The sequence below is a fragment of the Pantoea sp. AG702 genome, from assembly GCF_003182295.1.
In the GTDB taxonomy this organism is placed as follows: Bacteria; Pseudomonadota; Gammaproteobacteria; order Enterobacterales; family Enterobacteriaceae; genus Pantoea; species Pantoea ananatis.
Genome location: NZ_QGTU01000001.1, coordinates 937,050 through 957,081 on the forward strand (window position 1 = coordinate 937,050; position 20,032 = coordinate 957,081).

Sequence of the window (20,032 nt, forward strand, 5' to 3'; positions counted from 1 at the left end):
ACGTCACAATAAAGAGGGCGCGTGATGCCTTCCTGACCGCATCAGGTACGCGGTGCCGGTGAATATTCGCTCACCGGCACCGCTGTGTTATCTCCGTCACCCGCACAACACGTCAATGCCTTCACTTTTTTTTCCGCCGTCAGCAATATTCTGCTGGCTCATTCGTCTACCTCATCACAAACGTGTGTTTATCACTGATGAGGTCATCCTGATATGAGAGATTTTGATCACCCTTCGTTCCGCCATGCCCGTGGCAGGGGCAGAAACCGACTGGCGAAGCAGTTGATAGTGGGCGCCGTTTTTATCGTCGCACTGTGTCTGCTGGTCATGTCACTGTGGAATGCCTTGCTGCCCGCGCTTATCGGGGTTAAAACGATCGGTTTCTGGCAGGCCGCAGGGTTGTTGCTACTGTGCCGGATTCTGTTTGGCGGCTTGGGTATCAGGCCGGGAATGTTTGGCCATGCCCGGCGTCGTATGCATGAACGCTGGATGCAGATGACACCGGAACAACGAGACGCATTTATGAAGCAACGTCGGGAAGGTTTTGGCCATCGGGGGCAACACTGCCGTGATAAACGCCGGGACGAACAGCCTCCGTCGTCAGATGACAATCATGCAGCCCGGACTGAGTAGACGATGAAGGCCAGCGCATCGCAAGCCTCATCGTGGGTCAAAGCGCTTACGCTCTGCAGAACGAAACTCCAGCGATTTATTCGTGCCCGTACCCCAGCACGGGAGGACGCTGACGATATTTTGCAGGAAATTACCTGTCAGCTGATCGGCGTGGAACAGCCGGTTGAGAATATCTCCGCCTGGCTGTTTCGGGCGGCACGCAATGAAATGACGGATCGGGCGCGTAAGAAGCGGGAGTTGCCACTTGCCAACTACATGAAAAACGACGAGGAGGATGGGGTTGAAAGCGAACTGGCTGAAACCCTGTTTGGCATTCCGCAAACCCCTGAAGATGATTACCTCAGAGCGCTACTCTGGGAGGCGCTGGAGGCGGCGCTAGCCGAACTTCCGCCCGCGCAGTATGAGGTGTTTGACCAAACGGAGCTGCAGGGAATCAGCTATAAAGCGCTGTCAGAATTAACCGGCGTCAGTGTTCAGACCTTGCTGTCGCGCAAACATAAAGCCGTACTGTATCTGCGCATGCGCTTGCGGGCGGTCTACGACGATCTGGTCAGTGAAGATTGAAAAAAGGCGGCCATGACGGGCCGCCAATGTTCGCATTATCACCTTGAAAGGGGAAGGATGACGCGATCAGCCCTTCACGCCGCCGGCGGTCAGGCCGTTAACCAGCCAGCGTTGCGCCAGCAGGAACACCAGGGTAATAGGAATGGCAGAGAGAACGGCGGCTGCGGCAAAATCGCCCCACAGATAGTTTTGCGGATTAAGATATTGCTGCATGCCCACGGCCAGCGTGTAACTGTTGACGTCACGCAGCAGCAGTGAGGCCACCGGGACTTCCGTTACTGCAGCGATAAACGCCAAAATAAACACCACGGCTAAAATGGGCACCGATAACGGGAGTAAAACCAGCCGGAAAGCCTGCCAGGGCGTTGCGCCATCCAGCGCCGCCGCTTCCTCCAGCGAGCTATCAATGGTTTCGAAATAGCCTTTTATCGTCCAGACATGCAGCGCGATGCCGCCAAGATAGGCGAAGATCACGCCGCCATGGGTATTTAAACCCACAAACGGCAGATATTGCCCGAGACGGTCGAACAGGGCATAAAGCGCAACCAGCGACAGCACCGCCGGGAACATCTGAAAAATCAGCATCCCTTTTAACAGGCTCTCACGCCCTTTAAAGCGCATCCGGGCAAACGCATAGGCGCAGGTGGTGGACAGCGCCACAATGCCCATTGCGCTGATAGCCGCGATCTTGACCGAGTTCCACAGCCACAGCAAAACAGGAAAGGGCGGCGGCGTGACTGAGCCGTCAGCATGCTGAACGCTGAAGCCCAGCGCCAGCCGCCAGTGTTCCCAGGAGATATGTTCCGGAATAATACTGCCGGTGGCAAAATTTCCCGCGCGCAGCGAAATCGCCACCACCATCAGTAAGGGAAACAATATTGCCGCAATAAACGCCAGCAGCAGCAGATGCGTCATAAACAGACGTAACTTCTGCGATTTGGGTTGTACCATCGCCATCATGACTCCTTAGTCGAATTTCATCCGCACGGCTTTCAGATTGATCACCGCCAGTGCGCCAACCAGCAGGAAAATCAGCGTGGCGATAGCCGCTGCCAGACCAAAGTCCTGCCCGCCACCGCCTTCAAAAGCAATACGCCAGGTGTAGTTCACCAGCAGGTCGGTATAACCCGCAGGCGTGGTCGTGCCGAGCCTGTCGGGTGCACCATTCGTCAGTAGCTGCACCAGCACAAAGTTATTAAAATTGAAGGCAAAACTGGCAATCATCAGCGGCGTCAGCGGTTTTAACAGCAGCGGTACCGTAATCAGGAAAAAGTTTTGTAGCGGCCCGGCACCGTCCATCGCAGAGGCTTCGTACAAATCCTCGGGAATCGCTTTCAGCAGCCCCATGCACAAAATCATCATGTAGGGATAACCCAGCCAGGTATTCACGATGATCAGCATGGCACGCGCCAGCGTAGGATCGCTGAACCACGCCGGTTTACTGCCAAACAGGGCGTTGAGCATGACGTTGATTTCGCCAAAGCTCTGATTGAATAATCCCTTGAAGATCAAGATGGAGATAAAGGCGGGCACGGCATAAGGCAGGATCAGCATTACCCGGTAGACGGCTTTGCCTTTTAACGCCTCCCACTGCACCAGGCAGGCCAGCACCATGCCCACCGCCACCGTTAACACCACGGTCAGCAAAGAGAAAATCATCGTCCAGCCAAAGATGGCCAGGAACGGCTTTTGAATCCCCTCGTCGGTGAACACGCGAATAAAGTTCTGCCAGCCCGCGCCCACGGTAAATCCGGGACTCAGACGTTCTTCTCCCCACTGGCCCTTTGCGTCAATCACCTGATAAAAGCCGGTATCCGGATTGGCGCGATAGCTCACGCCGCTTTGCTGGTTTCTTAACGTCTGATGATCCGTTACCACATAGAGCGGGCGCGTCCCAGAAAACTGACGCAAGGAACTCATGACCAGTTCACGTCCGTCAGGCAGCACGGCGCGGAGTTTTGCCAGTGCCTGGCGATGTGTGGTGATGACGCGTAAGTTTGCCCGTTCTCCCTCTGGAGCAGGTGCGCTCACCATCTTTAATGGGCCCGCAGTGTCGAAGGAGAAGAGCGGTGACACCCAGGTCTGACTGTTCGATCCCTCGCTAAGCACCAGCCGCCAGCGATCGCCTTCGGGAAGCAGGCTGAAATTCAGGCCTGCACCGTCCTGATATTGTCTGCTGAGTAAAACCTGCTGCGCCCGCTCCTGGGTCAACTGATTGGTGCTGCTGTAGTTGGTAAAGGCAATGCCCACGGTACAGGCCAGAGGGAACAAGACAAATAACATCATTCCAGCCATGCCGGGATAAACATAACGCCAGGCGTAGGCCCTGCGATTGGCATAAATCCCGATGCCCAGCCCGCTTATGACCAGCGCCAGCAGGGCAAACAGGTATTCCCCCTGAGCATACATCAGCACCAGTAAATAACCGACCAGCAAACAACAGATGCCCACCAGTGCGCCTTTCAACACAGAACGATGCCGTCCCGTTTGCGGTTTTTCTGACATGACCCGATTTCCTTAACGGCAGGTTGCAGGCCAGCAAACTGGCCTGCACTGAACGATTTATTTGCTTAAACGTGACTGCGCATCCTTGAGCGCGGCATCAACGGACTGACGGCCGCTCAGCGCGTTAAGGGTGGCGGTGCGCATGGCGTACCAGAACGCGGCCATCTGTGGGATGTTGGGCATAATGTCACCGCGTTGTGCATTGTTCATGGTGGCGGCAATACGCGAGTCTTTCTCCAGCTTTTGCTGGAAGGACTTCAGCGCCACCGCACCCAGCGGTTTATCTTTGTTCACGGCCTCAAGGCCGGCATCCGTTAACAGATAGTTTTCCAGAAACTCTTTAGCCAGCTCTTTGTTCGGGCTGGCCGCATTGATCCCGGCGCTGAGTACGCCAACAAAAGGTTTGGTGGGCTTGCCGTTTAACGTCGGCAGCGGCGCGACGCCGTAGTGAATACCGCTCTTATCGATATTGCTCCAGGCCCAGGGGCCGTTAATGGTCATCGCCGTCTGGCCTTTATTAAAAGCGGCTTCGGCAATGGAGTAATCCGTATCGGCGTTCAGGACCTTGGCTTTGACCTGATCGACCAGGAACTGCATGCCGGCTTTGGCTCCGGCATTATCAACGCCGGTGTTTTTGACATCATAGTGTCCGTCCGTCAACTGATAGGCATAAGCGCCGCCGGCTGCCAGCAGCGGCCAGGTAAAGTAGGGCTCCTGCAGATTAAACATGATGGCGCTTTTGCCTTTCTCGCGCAGCGACTTATCCAGGGCGGCCATCTCTTCCCACGTTTTCGGCGGCGTGGGTAGCAGGTCTTTGTTGTAGATTAGCGACAGCGACTCAACCGAAACCGGATAGCCAATGAGCTTGCCGTCGAAGCGCACGGCGTCCCAGGTGAAAGGAAAGATTTTTTGCTGGAAACTGCTGTCCGGTGATACCTCGGCTAACAGGCCGGACTGGGCGTAACCGCCGAAACGGTCGTGCGCCCAGAAGATAATGTCCGGACCGTCACCGGTCGCGGCCACCTGCGGGTATTTTTCTTCCATTTTATCCGGGTGCTCGACCGTAACGTGAATACCGGTTTCCTGTTCAAACTTTTTACCCACCTCGGCCAGACCGTTATAGCCTTTGTCACCGTTGATCCAGATAACCAGTTTTCCTTCTTCAATCTTTGCGACTGCGGAAGCGGAGAACAGCACCGCCGAGAGGGCTGACAGAGCCAAAATTTTTGCGCCAGTTTTCATCTTTAACACTCCATCCTGTTAGCGGAAACGAACATGTTGCTTGCCGCACATTCTGCGTGTTCTTACCGGCTTCTCATCCTCCTGGCCTCTACGCCTGCCGCCGTCGAGGTGTGATCGCTGTTACAAAGTGACAGGATTATCACGGTCTGGCTCACACTAAGGTGGGTGCCAGACTGCGTTACCGATCACAAAAATCAGTGCAGCGCGCGACCGCTCTCGTGTGCTGATGTTTTCTCCTCCTCCCGTCTCCTCCCCCAGATAAAGCGCGTCGGTGGAGGATGTGGCGACACGTCACGCTACGCATAGTGAACGTCAGAATTTGTCCGCTGACGTGCGGGCCGCATTAGCGAGTGGAGAGGAAAGTACTATGGCGAGCGTCGTGTTACGCAATGTCACCAAAGCCTGGGGCGACACGGTCGTGTCGAACGATATCAATCTGGAGATTGGTGAAGGCGAGTTTGTCGTATTTGTCGGGCCTTCTGGATGCGGTAAATCAACGCTGCTGCGGATGATTGCTGGCCTGGAGACGATTACCCGCGGTGAATTGTTGATTGGCGATAAACGGATGAATGAGGTGCCGCCTGCCGAACGCGGCATTGGCATGGTATTTCAGTCTTACGCGCTTTATCCCCATCTCTCGGTGGCAGAAAACATGTCTTTTGGCCTGAAGCTGGCCGGCGTTAAAAAAGCGGAAAGAGAGCAGCGCGTAACCCAGGTTGCTGAGGTGCTACAGCTGGCGCATCTGCTTGATCGCCGCCCAAAGGCGCTCTCTGGCGGACAGCGCCAGCGCGTTGCCATCGGCCGCACGCTGGTCGCCGAACCCCGAGTCTTCCTGCTGGACGAACCCCTTTCTAATCTCGATGCCGCGCTGCGGGTGCAGATGCGCATCGAGATCTCCCGCCTGCATAAGCGACTCAGGCGCACCATGATTTACGTGACTCACGACCAGATCGAAGCCATGACCCTGGCCGATAAAATTGTGGTACTGGACGCCGGTCGTGTGGCGCAGGTTGGTCGGCCGCTGGAGCTCTATCACTATCCGGCAAACCGCTTTGTTGCAGGCTTTATTGGCTCGCCAAAAATGAACTTCCTCCCTGTTAAGGTCACCGCCACCGCGATTGAACAGGTGCAGGTGCGCCTGCCCAATAATCAGCTGGTCTGGCTACCGGTAGACAGCGCCAACGTGCAGGTCGGCAGCAATATGTCGTTGGGTATCCGGCCGGAACATCTGCTGTCCAGTGATATCGCTGACGTCACCCTTGAGGGGGAAGTGCAGGTCGTTGAGCAACTGGGACACGAAACTCAAATCCACATCCAAATCCCCGCCATCCGTCAAAACCTGGTGTACCGCCAGGAGGACGTGGTGTTGGTAAAAGAGGGCGCCATGATGGGCATTGGCTTGCCACCCGAGCGTTGTCATCTGTTCCGAGAGGACGGAAGCGCGTGTCGCAGGCTGCATCAGGAGCCCGGCGTTTAATCCAGCAAAACAATAAAAGCAATGACCTCAGGAGATAGAAAATGTTAACTCTGCGCAAACTTTCCCTTGCCGTAGCGGTAGCGACAGGCACGCTGTCTTCACCGCTGATGGCGGTGGATTTTACCGGTTATGCTCGCTCCGGCATTGGCTGGACGGGCAGCGGCGGCGAGCAGCAATGCTTCCAGGCAACCGGTGCTCAAAGTAAATACCGTCTGGGTAACGAGTGCGAAACCTATGCTGAACTTAAGCTGGGTCAGGAAGTGTGGAAAGAGGGCGACAAGAGCTTCTACTTCGACACCAACGTGGCGTACTCGGTTTCTCAGCAAAACGACTGGGAATCCACTTCACCGGCTTTTCGTGAAGCCAACGTCAAGGGTAAAAACCTGATCGACGCCCTGCCGGGTTCCACTATCTGGGCCGGTAAACGTTTCTACCAGCGCCATGACGTTCACATGATCGATTTCTACTACTGGGATATTTCCGGCCCGGGTGCGGGTCTGGAAGATGTCGATCTGGGATTTGGTAAGCTGTCGTTTGCCGCAACGCGCTCATCGGAAGCGGGCGGCTCTTACACCTTTTCTAACGATCGCATTCGCAATTACGCCACCAGTACCGCAGATGATGTTTTTGACGTCCGTCTGGCAGGGCTGGAAACCAACCCAAATGGCGTCCTGGAACTGGGTGTGGATTACGGCCGTGCCAATGCGCGTGACGGCTACCGCTTAGAAGATGGCGCATCCCGAGACGGCTGGCTGTTCACCGCTGAGCATACGCAGAGCATGCTCAAAGGCTACAACAAATTTGTGCTGCAGTACGCGACCGATGCGTTGACGTCCCAGGGGAAAGGGCTGGCACAGGGCACGAATATCAATAACAACGGCAAGATGTATCGGGTTCTGGACCACGGGGCGATCAGCCTGGCGGAACGCTGGGACATGATGTACGTCGCGATGTACCAAAACACCGATCTGGATAACAACCGGGGTAATGAGTGGTACACCGTTGGCGTGCGGCCCATGTACAAATGGACGCCGATCATGAGCACCCTGTTGGAAGTGGGCTATGACAATGTGAAGTCACAGCAGGTCGGCGAACGCAATGGTCAGTACAAAATCACGCTGGCGCAGCAGTGGCAGGCGGGAGACAGCATCTGGTCACGTCCTGCGCTGCGGCTCTTTGCGACCTATGCCAAATGGGATGAGAAGTGGGGTTATAACAAAGACGCGGCCGGTGATATCACCACCTTCGCGTCACAGGACAGCACCGGAAACGGCCTGTTTACCAACAGCCGCGGCAACAATGATGAGTGGACCTTTGGCGCGCAAATGGAAATCTGGTGGTGATCCCTTTTCTGGATAAACCGCTGTAGACCGTTTCGCTCTGTCTTTCAGGCCGCGGCGGCTATTGCCTGCGTTGCCGCGGTCTGCCCGTTTCTCGAGGTTAAAAATGAAAACGTATAAAACATTCACCGCACTTTGCCTGAGCGCGCTCCTGCTGGCAGGACACAGTCTGCCTGCACGGGCCGCGATCAATCTGATGCCGCAGGATGTCTCTGCAGCGCCCGACATTCCGCTTACCAGCCTGCGGAGCATGCACTGGCAACCCCTGGATACCGCACGGCCGCAGGTAACGACGTTAACGGCCGGGCACAGTCCGCTAAACGTTGCCGGTATCACCGGGCCGGTCGCCGCTTACAGCCTACCTGCCACGCTGGGCGAGCTGACAATCACCTTAAGCAGTGAGGTACAGCAGAACCAGGTCTTTGCGCCCAACGTGCTCATTCTGGACGAAAACCTGCGTCCGGCCGCCTGGTTCCCCAGCCGCTGGTTTTCTTATCAGCAACCTGGCGTGATGGCCGCTGACCGGTTGGAAGGCGTGATGAAGTTGACCCCGGTTCCCGGACAGCAAAAAATTTATCTGTTGGTATTCACCACAGAGACGGATCTTGCTCAGACCACAACGCTGGTTGATCCGGCAAAAGCCTATGCCAAAGGCACCGGCCATGCCGTTCCCGATATTCCCGATCCGGTTGCCCGTCATACAACATCTGGCACAGTAAAAATAAAACTGAGTACCCGCTCGGATTCCTCAATACTGGTCGGGCCGTTGTTTGGATCCTCTGGCCCGGCTCCTGTTACGGTCGGAAACAGTCGACCGGCGGCAGACAGTCGTGCGCCCACTGCGGCTCCTGCAGCGAAAACACAGCCTATTGTTCAGGATACCGAAGGCTATTTTAACGATGCTATTCGCCAGGCGTCGGCGCAGGGCAATATTGATAAAGCGCTCAGACTGCTGGATGAGGCCGAACGGCTCGGCTCGACGTCTGCGCGGCAAACCTTTATCAGCAGTGTTAAAGGCAAGGGGTAATCACTCCGGCAGTGCTGATTTGTTCCATCTGGTGCGCTGAGGCGCACCTTTTTTATGAGGTCAGTGACCTGTCCCTCGCGCTTAACCTGTTCCGTTCTGGCGTAAATTCGCGTCTTTCTCTTTCAAAGAGGCTGATACTTTTGGTCAGGCTTTGCGCAATCCTCAGCCTGAATGATGTTATTGAGGTACCCGATCGCGCTCCAGGACGCGCGTAACCTTCGGCACTGATACAAAAAAGGCTCTATCACAACTGGAGCCTTCATCATGTTAATACGTCTGATTATCTCTTTTTCCCTCATCGTATTTAGTCATTCTGCGATGGCCAGCAACGGCTTTCGCCAGTTCATAGCAGGCGAGCAGCAACGCCCGGTTGAGGTTGCCGTGTGGTATCCCAGTGCAGCGTCGTCGCCCAAGGAAAACATTGCGGATAATCCCGCGTTTACAGGTGTCAGCGTGGTGCGAAATGCTAAACCCTTGCCCGGCTTACATCCTGTATTACTGTTATCTCATGGTTATGGCGGGAGTTGGCGCAACCTTGCATGGCTGGCCGACGCGATGGCTGAACAGGGATATATCGTGATTGCGACCAATCATCCCGGTACCACGACGTCGGATTTAACATCGGCACACGCCAGACAGCTCTGGCGGCGTCCTCAGGATTTAATCATGGCACTGGAGCGGATTCTGAACGATCCCCTGCTGGCAGGGCGTGCTGACGTTAAACGAATCGCCGCTGTCGGGCATTCTCTTGGCGGCTGGACGGTAATGGAATTAGCGGGGGCGCGTTTTGACCCTCAACAATTTGCTCATGACTGCATCCAACATGCTGAGTTGTCCAGCTGTCGGCTAATGACAACACTGGGCCTTGATAACAGGCAAGGGGCCAGCCACCTGAGCTCAGACCTGCAAGACCGGCGCATTAAGGCGGTAGTGGCGCTGGATTTAGGGTTAGCTCGCGGACTCACGACGCAGAGTCTGGGGCATATTCGGCTGCCCGTGCTGATCTTAGCGGCAGGTGTAGATTCGCCGGCGCTGCCTGCCTCGCTTGAATCGCAGTATCTGGCAAAGGCACTGTCGAGTGACGTTGTCACTTATGGTGTTATCCCTGGCGCGACCCATTTTAGCTTTATGCAGCAATGCAAACCGCAGGGGGAGGCGCTGATTGAGCAAAGCGCGCCGGGCGAAGGGGAAGTCTGCCGGGATGGACAGGGCGTGAACAGAAACGCACTTCACAACATGTTGATCGGTAAAATCAGTGCGTTTCTCAACACCGCGCTTCACTATCATCCATAGCCTGACGAAATGCGGTGGGGGTTTTCCCCGTAATGCGCATAAATTCCCGGTTGAAGTTCGACTTACTGATAAACCCGGTTTCAAGCATGATGTCGGTAATTTTTAGCTGTGGCTGGCGCAGCATGTCCTGCGCCTTTTCTATACGAAACCCATTGAGCCACTGCGAAACGTTGCACTGCCGTGTAGCGTTTACCGCGCGAGAAATATGCCGTGCTGGAATATCGAGTTTGCGTGCAAGCTTGTTCAGCGTAAGATCGGTATCAAGATAGTAAGCGTGTGCGCGGACAAGGTTTTCGATGTGCAGGCATAAGGGCTCAAGCGTCGCATTCTTTGCCTCATCGTCGGTAAGGGATGACGTTTCTTCGGCGTGAGGTTCACCCGCAGGAACGCTCTTTACTGCCCGGACAATGGCAATACAAAGTAACGGTAGTGTCATTCCCTGAAACAGGGCAATTAATTGCGGGGCAATATTCATCATGCTGCTGATAACCGCGTCGGTGAGTGCCGAGAAGCAAAGAAAACATCCCGCAAAAAAGGTCATTTTCTGCGTTATGGAAGCTTCTCTGAAGCGTGATTCGACAAAAAAATCAGCTCCGTTTGTTGCTGCACGTAGTAGTGCGATGCCATAACCTGCATAAATCAGAAACAACAGAGCATCTGTCAGGACGGGCAGACACAGCTGGATGATGATGGCAGTATAAACAGGAATAACTGCCAGTTTCAGGCGACGCGCACGGGATTGATGCGTAAGGCCGCTAAAGCACGACCAGGCCACTGCGGGTAAGACTGTTGCCAGTATAGCCTGCAGGGGTTTAAGAAGAGAGAAATGCCATTCCCACCTAATTATACTCAAGGCCATTAGTCCTGCTGACGCTGCAATAAACATCATTGCCCCACGGTATTCGCGCTTACCAGAACGAATGAGCATCATCATTAATATCAGTAGTGCAAATAACGTCAAAGCAGGAAAGGGAATCGAAAACATACGCTAACTCAAAAGCCAGAATGGCGTCCATTTTACAGAGTAAAAAACACGAATCGATAGCTAAACGCAAACCTTATGTTCTGCCTGTGTTTTCTCACGCCAGTCCATTTTAGTGTACTGCTCTTCATGCTGACCGCATTGAACAGCCTCTGCGACAACGATTTCAGCGATCCGGGATCAGGCCTGAAACTTATCCCTGGATCGCCTGATAAATCACGAACAACGCCGGGAAATCTCCTCCAGCAGCGCCGTGATACGCTTATCTGCAAACATCGCCTCCAGCGACAGGTTTAGCTTACGCCGCCAGTTCGGATAAGCCTCTACCGTGCCCGGCACATTAACCGGCGAGGCCATATCCAGCCAGTCTTCGGGTTGTAAACCCAGCAGGGCGCTGGTGCAGTCCGCGAGATACTGATGGATAACCTGGTTAAGTAACAGGCTCATGCGCGGACTGTTTGCCTGAACCCGCCCTTTGGGTTTGAGGTAACCGTGGCGCGTCAGGGTCTGAAGCAGCGCCGATCGGGCTGCCCGGCGCTGATGATACAGCCCGGCAAGTACCGCTTTATCAGGATACAACCCCAGTTGGCTCCCCAGTGTCAGATCGTCACTTTGCCACCAGCCACGGAGCGTTGGCATATCGTGAGTGGTGGCTACAGCCATTGCCTGACGCGGCCATGCCGCAGGCGGACGAAAGCCCTTGTGCGAGTTTTGTTCAAAATAGAGCACCTTATACGAGTAGACGCCAGCATTGTGGAGTTTATCGACAATCGCCTCCGGCACCGTGCCCAAATCCTCACCTATCACCATGCAGCGCTGGCGCTGACTTTCCAGCGCCAGAATGGCGAGCAGATCGTCGATGGGATAGGCGACATACGCGCCTGCGGCGGCCGTTTCTCCTTGCGGAATCCACCACAGTCGCAGCAAAGCCATGACATGATCGATACGTAACGCCCCACAATCGCGCATATTCGCGCGCAGCAACGTAATCCAGGGTTCGTATGCCCGATCATACAAAGATTGCGGATCCATTGGCGGCAGCCCCCAGTTCTGGCCAAGCGGGCCCAGAATATCCGGCGGGGCGCCTGTGCTGGCCGCTAAACAGTAAAGTCCGCGTTGGCTCCACGTTTCCGATCCCCCTGCGGCGACGCCAACGGCCAAATCGCGATAAAGTCCAGGTGCCATCTGGTGCTGCTGGCACAGGTGCCAACAGGCGGCAAACTGACGCGCCGCCAGCCATTGCAGCCAGAGATAGAAACGAATCTCATCGCCATGTTCAATCCGAAATGCGTGTACGGCGGCCGTATCGGGTTGTTGATAGGCAGTGGGCCACGTTTGCCAGCCGTGACGCAGGGGATCTTCTTCGCGAAGCCAGGCCTGCAGGGCATCGAACAATCCCTGATGCAGCAGACTTTCACCGCCCTCAGCCACAAACGCCTCAAATGCCTCGACCTGACTATCCTCTTTATCACGCTGCATAAACTGCTGCCAGGCAAACCGCAGGGCATCCAGCTTAAGTGATGCCACTGTCGAATAATCGACCCAGGGCGCGTGACGCGCCTGGTGCAGCCTGTGTTGCGTTTCTGCCGACTGCCACCAGCACTGCGCAGCGGCACTCAGGTTAAAGTCCTCAACCTCAGGAACGCTGATATAGAGCACGTTGAGCCAGCGCCGGGAAGACGGGCTATAGGGGCTGGCATCGTCAGGTAACGCAGGAAAAAGCGCATGCAGGGGATTCAGCCCCACGAAAGCGCCACCGCGCATGCCAACCGCCTTCACCATGTCCCGCAGGTCAGCAAAATCGCCGATTCCCCAGTTCTGATCCGATCGTAAAGCGTAAAGCTGGACACAGGTTCCCCAACGTTTCTCGCCCCGTAGTAAGGCCTCCGGCTCATAGCAACGTGACGGTGTCACTATTATCTGGCACCTCGATTGCTGCGCATCCGCGTTTATCGTCAGAAGATGGTAACCTTCAGGCAGCGCCGGGAGCGTCAAAGACGCCTCAGGCTCGCAGTGCCCTGACCAGCGTTCACCCGATTCGCCCTCCAGGTGCCAGCGTGCCGGGCCAGCCAGAGAGGGCGTTAAACGGATGGGCAAACCCTGGGTAAAGACGGCGACCGGTGGGATAACGCCAGGGCCAGGGCCTGGCTGCATCGCCGCCAGCAAGCGATCGCGGGTCGATGCAGAAACCTGCCGGACCGCCCCATGCGCATCAACATATTCAGTGGCTACCCTGCCGATCCCGGCCGGATAATGAAGTGGTTTCATGCTGATCCTTAGCGTTTACGCTGCCAGATACGTTGCTGATAGTGACGAATCGACCGGTCGGCGCTGAACATGCCGCAGCGAGCGGTGTTGAGTATCGTGGCGCGCGTCCAGGCCGCTTTATCAGACCACAGTGCTTCAACGCGCTGCTGAGCGTTGAGGTAATGCCGGAAGTCGGCCAGCACCAGATAAGGATCGCCGTTTTTAGCCCCCAGACTGTGCAACAGCAGATCAAAAGCGTGCCGGTCGCCTGCGCTGAACGTACCATCCTCCAGTGACGTCAGCGCCTGGTCGAGCTGGGCGTCTTTTTCGCGCCATTTTGACGGAGCATAGCCAGCGGCCTTGAGGGCGTTAACCTGTTCTACCGTATGACCAAAAATAAAGATATTCTCATCGCCGACCTGTTCAGAAATCTCCACGTTCGCACCATCGAGCGTGCCAATGGTCAGCGCGCCGTTCAGGGCCAGCTTCATGTTGCCGGTGCCCGAGGCCTCTTTGCCCGCCAGTGAAATCTGCTCTGACAGGTCTGCGGCCGGGATAAGCCGTTCTGCCACAGAGACGTTATAGTCGGGAATAAACACCACTTTGAGGCGATCGGCCACGCGCGGATCGGTGTTGATGACGTCGGCCACCTTGTTGATGGCAAAAATGATATTTTTAGCCAACGCATAGCCCGGTGCCGCTTTCGCGCCGAAGATCACGACGCGAGGACAGCGGTTCGCCTGAGGATCGCTCACCAGGGTTTGCCATAAGGCGATGGTATGCAGCAGGCTGAGATGCTGACGTTTGTACTCGTGCAGCCGTTTGATTTGCACATCAAACAGGGCCTCGGGATTCACCTTAATCCCGGTACGTTGCGCAATCCAGCAGGCCAAATCCACTTTATTGCGCTGTTTAATCTCGCGGTACGCCGTGCAAAACCCCGGATTATCCACCTGTTTTTCCAGCCCCTGAAGCGCATCCAAATCGTTGAGCCAGGGCTGATTAAGCGTTTTTCCGATAAGCGCCGCCAGTCGGGGATTACACTGATGAATCCAGCGGCGCGGCGTGATGCCATTGGTGACGTTGTGGAATTTTTCCGGCCACAGGGTGACGTATTCCGGGAACAGATCGTCTTTTACCAGTCGCGAGTGCAGGGCGGCCACGCCGTTTACCGCAAAGCAGGTCACCACGCATAAATTGGCCATGCGCAGCTGCTTACCGTGCACGATGGCCATTTTCGACCACACGGCCTTGTTCCCAGGCCACTGCCGGTTAACCGCCTCTTTGAGCTGGGTATTGATGGCGTTAACAATCTCCATGTGCCGCGGAAGCAGGCTGCGCACGATGTGGGTATCCCAACACTCCAGCGCTTCCGGCATCAGCGTATGGTTGGTGTAGGCAAAGGTGCGCTGGGTAAGGTGCCAGGCGTCCTCCCAACTGAGCTGATAGTCATCCAGCAATAGCCGCATCAGTTCAGGGATAGCCAGCGTTGGGTGCGTATCATTCAGCTGGATCACCTCATGATCCGGCAGGGTTTCAATGGCACGGCCCGCCAGACGGTGACGACGAAGAATGTCTGCCAGTGAACAGGCGCACTGAAAATACTGCTGCATCAGGCGCAGTTTTTTTCCTGCCTGATGGTTGTCGTTGGGGTAAAGCACTTTGGTCAGTTTTTCCGCATTAATGCCTTGCTTTTCCGCCCGTAAAAAAGCGCCGCCGTTAAAGGTTTTGAGATCGAAAGGGTGCGCATGTTTTGCCTGCCACAGCCGCAGAGGCTGCGTGAGGCCATTCTCAAAGCCCACGACCGGCAGATCCCAGGCTTCGCCCTCCAGTTGAAACGCAGGCTGCCAGTGCGCTTTGCCATTCTCTGCCACGACTTTGCCGCCCAGGCCTACCTGCACCGTTAGCGCAGCATTATGTGTAAACCAGGGATAGCGGTCGCGCTGCCAGTCGTCGGGCAGTTCATCCTGTTCACCTTCGACAAAGCGCTGACGAAACAGGCCATATTGGTAGTTCAGGCCATAGCCCGTTGCGGGCTGACCCACCGTGGCCATCGCGTCCAGAAAACAGGCCGCCAGCCTGCCCAGTCCGCCATTGCCCAGCGCCGGATCGCTCTCGCTTTCCAGCACCTCGCTCAGCGAAACATCCCACTGCTTCAGGGCCGTATTAACGCCGTCGAACCACCCTAAGTTGAGCAGGTTGTTGCCGGTCAGTCGCCCGGTGAGAAACTCCATAGAGAGGTAATTCACATGGCGCAAATCGCCGGATGCCGGTCGGGCGGGCAGCGCGTTGAGCATTTCTGCCAGCGCGCCGCTCAGAGCCTGCCACCACTGATATGGCGTCATTTCTCCTGCATCATGCAGGCCAAAGCGTTGCCACTGGCGCGTCAGCGCAGCGTCAAAACGGGAACGATCAAAAGGGTGCTGTGTCATAGCCGGGTGTCCTGTCGACAAAGAATGGGAATGAGGATGAGTCTGCCCTTGCGCGCGGAATCGCTCATCCTCCTGGCAAAAGTTCCGTCAGGATGAGGGCAAGGGAGGAGAGGGTGAGGCAAGTCTGAAAATTTCACTTAAGTGTGATTAGACTCGCTTTTGTGAAGATTCGCTAAAGCGTCCGCTTGCTTTATCAGGAGGGATAGCTGAACGTGTGAGGAATAATTACGAAGCGTAAAAAAATGATGCGCCAGACGTTAACGGAGAAGCGTGCGTTCATGTTAATCCCCTCTAAACTCAGCCGTCCTGTCCGCCATGAAGCCACGGTGAAACGGGAGCGGCTGATACGAAAACTTTCCGCTGCAGGTAACTACCGCCTGGTGCTGGTAACCAGTCCCGCAGGCTATGGCAAAACCACCCTGATATCGCAGTGGGCTGCAGACAAAGCCGATTTGGGCTGGTACTCCCTGGATGAAAGTGACAATCAGCCAGAGCGTTTTGCGGACTATTTAATTGCCGCCCTGCAGCAGGCCACGCACGGCAGCTGTAGCCGGAGCGAAGCGCTGGCAAACAAACGGCAGTACGTGAATCTGAATGCGCTGTTTACGCAGATTTTCAATGAGCTTCATGCCTGGCATCAACCGCTGTGGCTGATTATCGATGATTACCATCACATCACCAATCCGGTGATTCATGAAGCGATGCGTTTCTTTTTACGCCATCAACCTGAAAACGTTACCCTGGTGGTGCTTTCGCGTAATCTTCCCCAGTTGGGGATCGCCAACCTGCGCGTTCGCGAGCAGTTGATGGAATTGAGCAGTCAGCAACTGGCGTTTACCCATCAGGAGGCGCAGCAGTTTTTCGATGCCCGCCTGCCTGCGCCGCTGGAGTCCGAAGATGCGGGACGCCTGTGTGATGACGTTGCAGGCTGGGCGACGGCGCTGCAGCTTATCGCGCTCTCGGCCCGACAGGGGGCGGGCGCGGCCCAGCACTCCGCGCGTCGCCTGTCAGGGATCAATGCCAGCCACTTAACCGATTATCTGGTTGAGGAAGTGCTGGATAACGTCAGTCTGACCACGCGCCATTTTCTGCTGAAAAGTTCGCTGTTGCGTTCACTTAACGCGCCGCTGATTACCCAGGTGACAGGCGAGGATAACGGCCAGTGCTGGCTGGAAGACATTGAGCGGCAGGGGCTGTTTCTGCAGCGGATGGATGACTCCGGCCAGTGGTTTAGCTATCACCCTCTGTTTGGCAGTTTCCTGCAACAGCGTTGCCAGTGGGAACTGGCTGCCGAACTTCCGGCGCTGCATCGGGCGGCGGCAACCAGCTGGATGGCTCAGGGCTTCCCGAGCGAGGCGATTCATCATGCGCGTGCTTCCGGTGACGCGGAGATGCTGCGTGATGTGTTAACCGAGCACGCATGGTCGCTGTTTAATCAAAGCGAGCTGCCTTTACTGGAGTCCTCGCTGAATGCACTGCCTTGGGCGATGCGGCTCGATAATCCCAGCCTGGTGTTGTTACAGGCCTGGCTGATGCAAAGCCAACACCGCTACGCAGAGGTGAACAGCCTGCTGGCCCGATTTGAGCAGGAAAGCCAGTGCGAAATTGATGCGGTATTACGCGGTGAATTTAACGCGTTACTGGCGCAGGTCGCCATTAACGATGGCAATGCCGATGAGGCGGAACGCCTGGCGATGCTGGCGCTGAATACGCTGCCTGAGAGCCGCCACTACAGCCGTATCGTGGCAACCTCGGTACATGGCGAAGTCATGCACTGTAAAGGCGAGCTGAGTAACTCGCTGGAGTTGATGCGCCAGACAGAGCAAATGGCGCGGCGGGATGAAGCCTGGCACTATGTGCTCTGGAGCCTGATCCAGCAAAGCGAAATTTTGTTTGCTCAAGGCTTCCTGCAAACGGCGTACGAGACTCAGGAGCGGGCCTTCGTGCTGGTCAAAGAGCAGCATCTTTCGCACTTTCCGCTGCATGAGTTTCTGTTGCGTATCCGCGCCCAGCTGCTGTGGGCCTGGGGCAGGCTGGATGAAGCCGAGCAGGCGGCACGCGAGGGCATGAAAGTGCTGCAGGGTTATCAGCCTCAGCAGCAAATACAGTGCCTGGGCTTATTGGTGCAAAGCGCAATTGCCCGGGGCAACCTGGACAACGCACGCAGCCTGTTGAACCGGCTGGAAAACCTGCTAAACAACGGCCGCTGGCACAATGACTGGCTCGCCAATGCCGATAAGGTCAGAGTGCTGTACTGGCAAATGACCGGCGATACGCAAAGCGCCAGTGAGTGGCTGCGTCAGACACCTAAACCGGCCTGCGCCAATAACCATTTTTTGCAGGGCCAGTGGCGAAACGTGGCACGGGCACAGATTTTGCTCGGGCATTACACGCAGGCAGAAGTGATTCTCGACGAGCTTAATGAAAATGCGCGCCCCTTGCAGTTGATGAGCGATCTCAACCGTAATGTACTGCTGCTGAACCAGATTTACTGGGAAACCGATCAGCGTGCAAAAGCGCAGCATGCGTTGCTGGATGCGCTCCGGCTGGCCCGCAGCACGGGGTTCATTAGCCACTTTGTGGTGCAGGGCGAATCCATGGCGCAACAGCTGCGTCAGTTATTGCAGTTGAATACCCTTGATGAGCTGGATAACCACCGCGCGCGCCGCATCCTTAACGAGATCAATAAGTATCATCGTCACAAATTTGCCCATTTTGATGAAGGCTTTGTCAGCCGTTTGCTGAATCATCCTGACGTGCCCGAGCTGATTCGTACCAGTCCGCTAACGCAGCGTGAATGGCAGGTGCTGGGGCTGATCTATTCCGGCTACAGCAACGAGCAGATTGCGGCGGAGCTGGATGTAGCCTCAACCACGATCAAAACCCATATCCGGAATCTTTATCAGAAGCTGGGGATTACGCATCGGGCTGAGGCGATGACTCAGGCGCAGTCGATGCTGAAAATGATGGGTTACGTCTGAGAAAGGCAACAGGCAGCGACGCGCTGCCTGTTCGCGCGGTTTAGTTAACCCGACGTGTATCAGGCATCAGTAACGTGGCAAATCCCAGCAGCGGAAGAAAGCCACAGGCGTTATACACGGTAGTGATACCGTACCCGTCAGCCAGTTTCCCCAGCGCCGCCGCGGCGATACCGCCAATGCCAAACATGGTGCCGAACATAATCCCGGCCACCATCCCGGTACGGCCGGGCAACACTTCCTGCGCGTACACAACCAGCGCGGCAAATGCTGATGAAAAGACCAGGCCGATACAAACGGTCAGCACCACGGTCCAGAACAAATTGGCATGCGGCATCAGCAGCGAGAACGGGATAACACCCAGAAACGAGATCCAGACAACCGCTTTGCGGCCAATGCGATCGCCAATCGGTCCGCCGGCCAGCGTGCCAACCGCGACGGCGGCCAGAAAGGTAAACAGGTAGATCTGCGCCTGCGGAATCGGGAGCTGAAAGCGCTCAACCAGGTAAAAAATGTAGTAGTTACTGATTGAGGCAATATAGGTAAATTTTGCCAGCAGCAGCACGCCAACCACGGACAACGCCACTTTGACATCCCGCGAAGAAAGCGACCGCAGCGCCTGAAGGTTGTGTTTTTTCATGTGCGCATGGCCGTGTTTCACCGTCCAGCGGCTGATGCCGGAAAGAATAATGACCGCAAACAGCGCAATGATCATCAGCCAGCCGACCGCTATCTGTCCATGCGGAATAATCAGCATCGCCGCCACTAAAGGCGCAAACGCCGTGCCAATATAACCGCCGACCTGAAACGTTGACTGTGCCGTACCAAAGCGGCCGCCCGATGCCATTCTTGCAACCCGCGAGGCTTCCGGGTGAAAGGTTGCAGAGCCAACGCCAATCAGCGCCGAAGCAACCAACACCACGGAGAAGTGCGGGGCCATCGCCAGGAGTCCGATGCCAATCAGGGTCGAAACCATGCCAGACGGCAGCAGCCAGGGTTTGGGATGTTTGTCGGTGTACAGGCCGATCCAGGGCTGCAACAGCGACGCCGTCATCTGATAGATCAGCGTGATCAAACCAATCTGCGCGTAGCTCAGCGTAAAGTTGGTTTTCAGCAAGGGATAAATCGATGGCAGCATGGCCTGGATAAAATCGTTACAGCAGTGGGAAAATGCGACCGCGCCAAGAATCGACACCAGAATCTTCTGGCTGTCGTCAACGGTGGGGGGCAGATCCGGCTGGCTTGATTTTACGTCACTGGTGTAATCAGACATGAAGATTTCCGCTTAAGGCTTTACGTTTATTGACGTATC

At 55.8% G+C, this 20,032-nt stretch carries 14 protein-coding genes; 7 read left to right on the plus strand and 7 right to left on the minus strand.

What is annotated here, in order from left to right:
• Positions 1-213: 213 nt before the first annotated feature.
• The gene (locus DFO57_RS04530; protein ID WP_110015121.1) at positions 214-633 is read left to right on the plus strand and encodes a hypothetical protein; all 420 of its coding nucleotides are present in this window, start codon (positions 214-216) and stop codon (positions 631-633) included.
• A 3-nt stretch (positions 634-636) separates the two neighbouring features.
• Positions 637-1,197, plus strand: coding sequence for an RNA polymerase sigma factor (locus DFO57_RS04535; protein WP_110015122.1), 561 nt, complete (start codon positions 637-639; stop codon positions 1,195-1,197).
• Between the two features lie 66 nt (positions 1,198-1,263).
• Here DFO57_RS04535 and malG read toward each other — a convergent pair whose 3' ends face one another.
• Genes malG through malE form a run of 3 tightly spaced genes read right to left on the minus strand, consistent with a single transcriptional unit; the run spans position 1,264 to position 4,944 of the window.
• A complete protein-coding gene (gene malG, locus DFO57_RS04540) occupies positions 1,264-2,154 on the minus strand; it encodes a maltose ABC transporter permease MalG (RefSeq protein WP_014605835.1) in 891 nt (296 codons plus the stop codon).
• Positions 2,155-2,163: 9 nt separating this feature from the next.
• Complete coding sequence (gene malF / locus DFO57_RS04545) at positions 2,164-3,702, minus strand: maltose ABC transporter permease MalF (protein ID WP_019105218.1); 1,539 nt, start codon at positions 3,700-3,702, stop codon at positions 2,164-2,166.
• Positions 3,703-3,759: 57 nt separating this feature from the next.
• On the minus strand, positions 3,760-4,944 hold the full coding sequence (gene malE, locus DFO57_RS04550) for a maltose/maltodextrin ABC transporter substrate-binding protein MalE (protein WP_042677592.1): 1,185 nt from the start codon (positions 4,942-4,944) through the stop codon (positions 3,760-3,762).
• Positions 4,945-5,311: 367 nt separating this feature from the next.
• Here malE and malK point away from each other — a divergent pair, with 367 nt between their 5' ends.
• The 4 genes from malK to DFO57_RS04570 all read left to right on the plus strand — a co-directional run bounded on the left by malK (position 5,312) and on the right by DFO57_RS04570 (position 10,081).
• Positions 5,312-6,421 carry a maltose/maltodextrin ABC transporter ATP-binding protein MalK gene (malK, locus tag DFO57_RS04555; protein WP_014593717.1) on the plus strand — a complete coding sequence of 370 codons (1,110 nt, stop codon included), beginning with the start codon at positions 5,312-5,314 and terminating at the stop codon, positions 6,419-6,421.
• 41 nt (positions 6,422-6,462) lie between these two features.
• Positions 6,463-7,764, plus strand: a complete 1,302-nt coding sequence (locus DFO57_RS04560; RefSeq protein WP_015700304.1) for a maltoporin — start codon at positions 6,463-6,465, stop codon at positions 7,762-7,764.
• A gap of 103 nt (positions 7,765-7,867) precedes the next feature.
• A complete protein-coding gene (gene malM / locus DFO57_RS04565) occupies positions 7,868-8,788 on the plus strand; it encodes a maltose operon protein MalM (RefSeq protein WP_105077009.1) in 921 nt (306 codons plus the stop codon).
• Between the two features lie 264 nt (positions 8,789-9,052).
• Complete coding sequence (locus tag DFO57_RS04570) at positions 9,053-10,081, plus strand: alpha/beta fold hydrolase (protein ID WP_105077008.1); 1,029 nt, start codon at positions 9,053-9,055, stop codon at positions 10,079-10,081.
• Here the strand turns inward: DFO57_RS04570 and DFO57_RS04575 are convergent.
• The 3 genes from DFO57_RS04575 to malP form a co-directional block, all read right to left on the minus strand.
• Entirely contained in the window at positions 10,053-11,066 is a 1,014-nt protein-coding gene (locus DFO57_RS04575; protein WP_110015123.1) for an AraC family transcriptional regulator, read from the minus strand. The genes DFO57_RS04570 and DFO57_RS04575 overlap by 29 nt on opposite strands.
• A 213-nt stretch (positions 11,067-11,279) precedes the next feature.
• On the minus strand, positions 11,280-13,331 hold the full coding sequence (gene malQ, locus DFO57_RS04580) for a 4-alpha-glucanotransferase (RefSeq protein ID WP_105077006.1): 2,052 nt from the start codon (positions 13,329-13,331) through the stop codon (positions 11,280-11,282).
• 8 nt (positions 13,332-13,339) lie between these two features.
• Positions 13,340-15,742 carry a maltodextrin phosphorylase gene (malP, locus tag DFO57_RS04585; RefSeq protein WP_105077005.1) on the minus strand — a complete coding sequence of 801 codons (2,403 nt, stop codon included), beginning with the start codon at positions 15,740-15,742 and terminating at the stop codon, positions 13,340-13,342.
• Between the two features lie 278 nt (positions 15,743-16,020).
• Here malP and malT point away from each other — a divergent pair, with 278 nt between their 5' ends.
• Positions 16,021-18,723 (plus strand): HTH-type transcriptional regulator MalT, encoded by a 2,703-nt coding sequence (gene malT / locus DFO57_RS04590; RefSeq protein WP_105087592.1) that lies wholly within the window; start codon positions 16,021-16,023, stop codon positions 18,721-18,723.
• Positions 18,724-18,763: 40 nt separating this feature from the next.
• On the opposite strand, the gene DFO57_RS04595 is transcribed toward malT, so the two are convergent.
• Complete coding sequence (locus tag DFO57_RS04595; RefSeq protein ID WP_014593725.1) at positions 18,764-19,993, minus strand: MFS transporter; 1,230 nt, start codon at positions 19,991-19,993, stop codon at positions 18,764-18,766.
• Positions 19,994-20,032: the final 39 nt, after the last annotated feature.

Excerpts from the sequence above, each read along its gene's own strand:
- DFO57_RS04530 (WP_110015121.1), top strand. The coding sequence starts at position 214 with ATGAGAGATTTTGATCACCCTTCGTTCCGCCATGCCCGTGGCAGGGGC.
- DFO57_RS04535 (WP_110015122.1), top strand. The coding sequence starts at position 637 with ATGAAGGCCAGCGCATCGCAAGCCTCATCGTGGGTCAAAGCGCTTACG.
- malG (WP_014605835.1), bottom strand. The coding sequence starts at position 2,154 with ATGGCGATGGTACAACCCAAATCGCAGAAGTTACGTCTGTTTATGACG.
- malF (WP_019105218.1), bottom strand. The coding sequence starts at position 3,702 with ATGTCAGAAAAACCGCAAACGGGACGGCATCGTTCTGTGTTGAAAGGC.
- malE (WP_042677592.1), bottom strand. The coding sequence starts at position 4,944 with ATGAAAACTGGCGCAAAAATTTTGGCTCTGTCAGCCCTCTCGGCGGTG.
- malK (WP_014593717.1), top strand. The coding sequence starts at position 5,312 with ATGGCGAGCGTCGTGTTACGCAATGTCACCAAAGCCTGGGGCGACACG.
- DFO57_RS04560 (WP_015700304.1), top strand. The coding sequence starts at position 6,463 with ATGTTAACTCTGCGCAAACTTTCCCTTGCCGTAGCGGTAGCGACAGGC.
- malM (WP_105077009.1), top strand. The coding sequence starts at position 7,868 with ATGAAAACGTATAAAACATTCACCGCACTTTGCCTGAGCGCGCTCCTG.
- DFO57_RS04570 (WP_105077008.1), top strand. The coding sequence starts at position 9,053 with ATGTTAATACGTCTGATTATCTCTTTTTCCCTCATCGTATTTAGTCAT.
- DFO57_RS04575 (WP_110015123.1), bottom strand. The coding sequence starts at position 11,066 with ATGTTTTCGATTCCCTTTCCTGCTTTGACGTTATTTGCACTACTGATA.
- malQ (WP_105077006.1), bottom strand. The coding sequence starts at position 13,331 with ATGAAACCACTTCATTATCCGGCCGGGATCGGCAGGGTAGCCACTGAA.
- malP (WP_105077005.1), bottom strand. The coding sequence starts at position 15,742 with ATGACACAGCACCCTTTTGATCGTTCCCGTTTTGACGCTGCGCTGACG.
- malT (WP_105087592.1), top strand. The coding sequence starts at position 16,021 with ATGTTAATCCCCTCTAAACTCAGCCGTCCTGTCCGCCATGAAGCCACG.
- DFO57_RS04595 (WP_014593725.1), bottom strand. The coding sequence starts at position 19,993 with ATGTCTGATTACACCAGTGACGTAAAATCAAGCCAGCCGGATCTGCCC.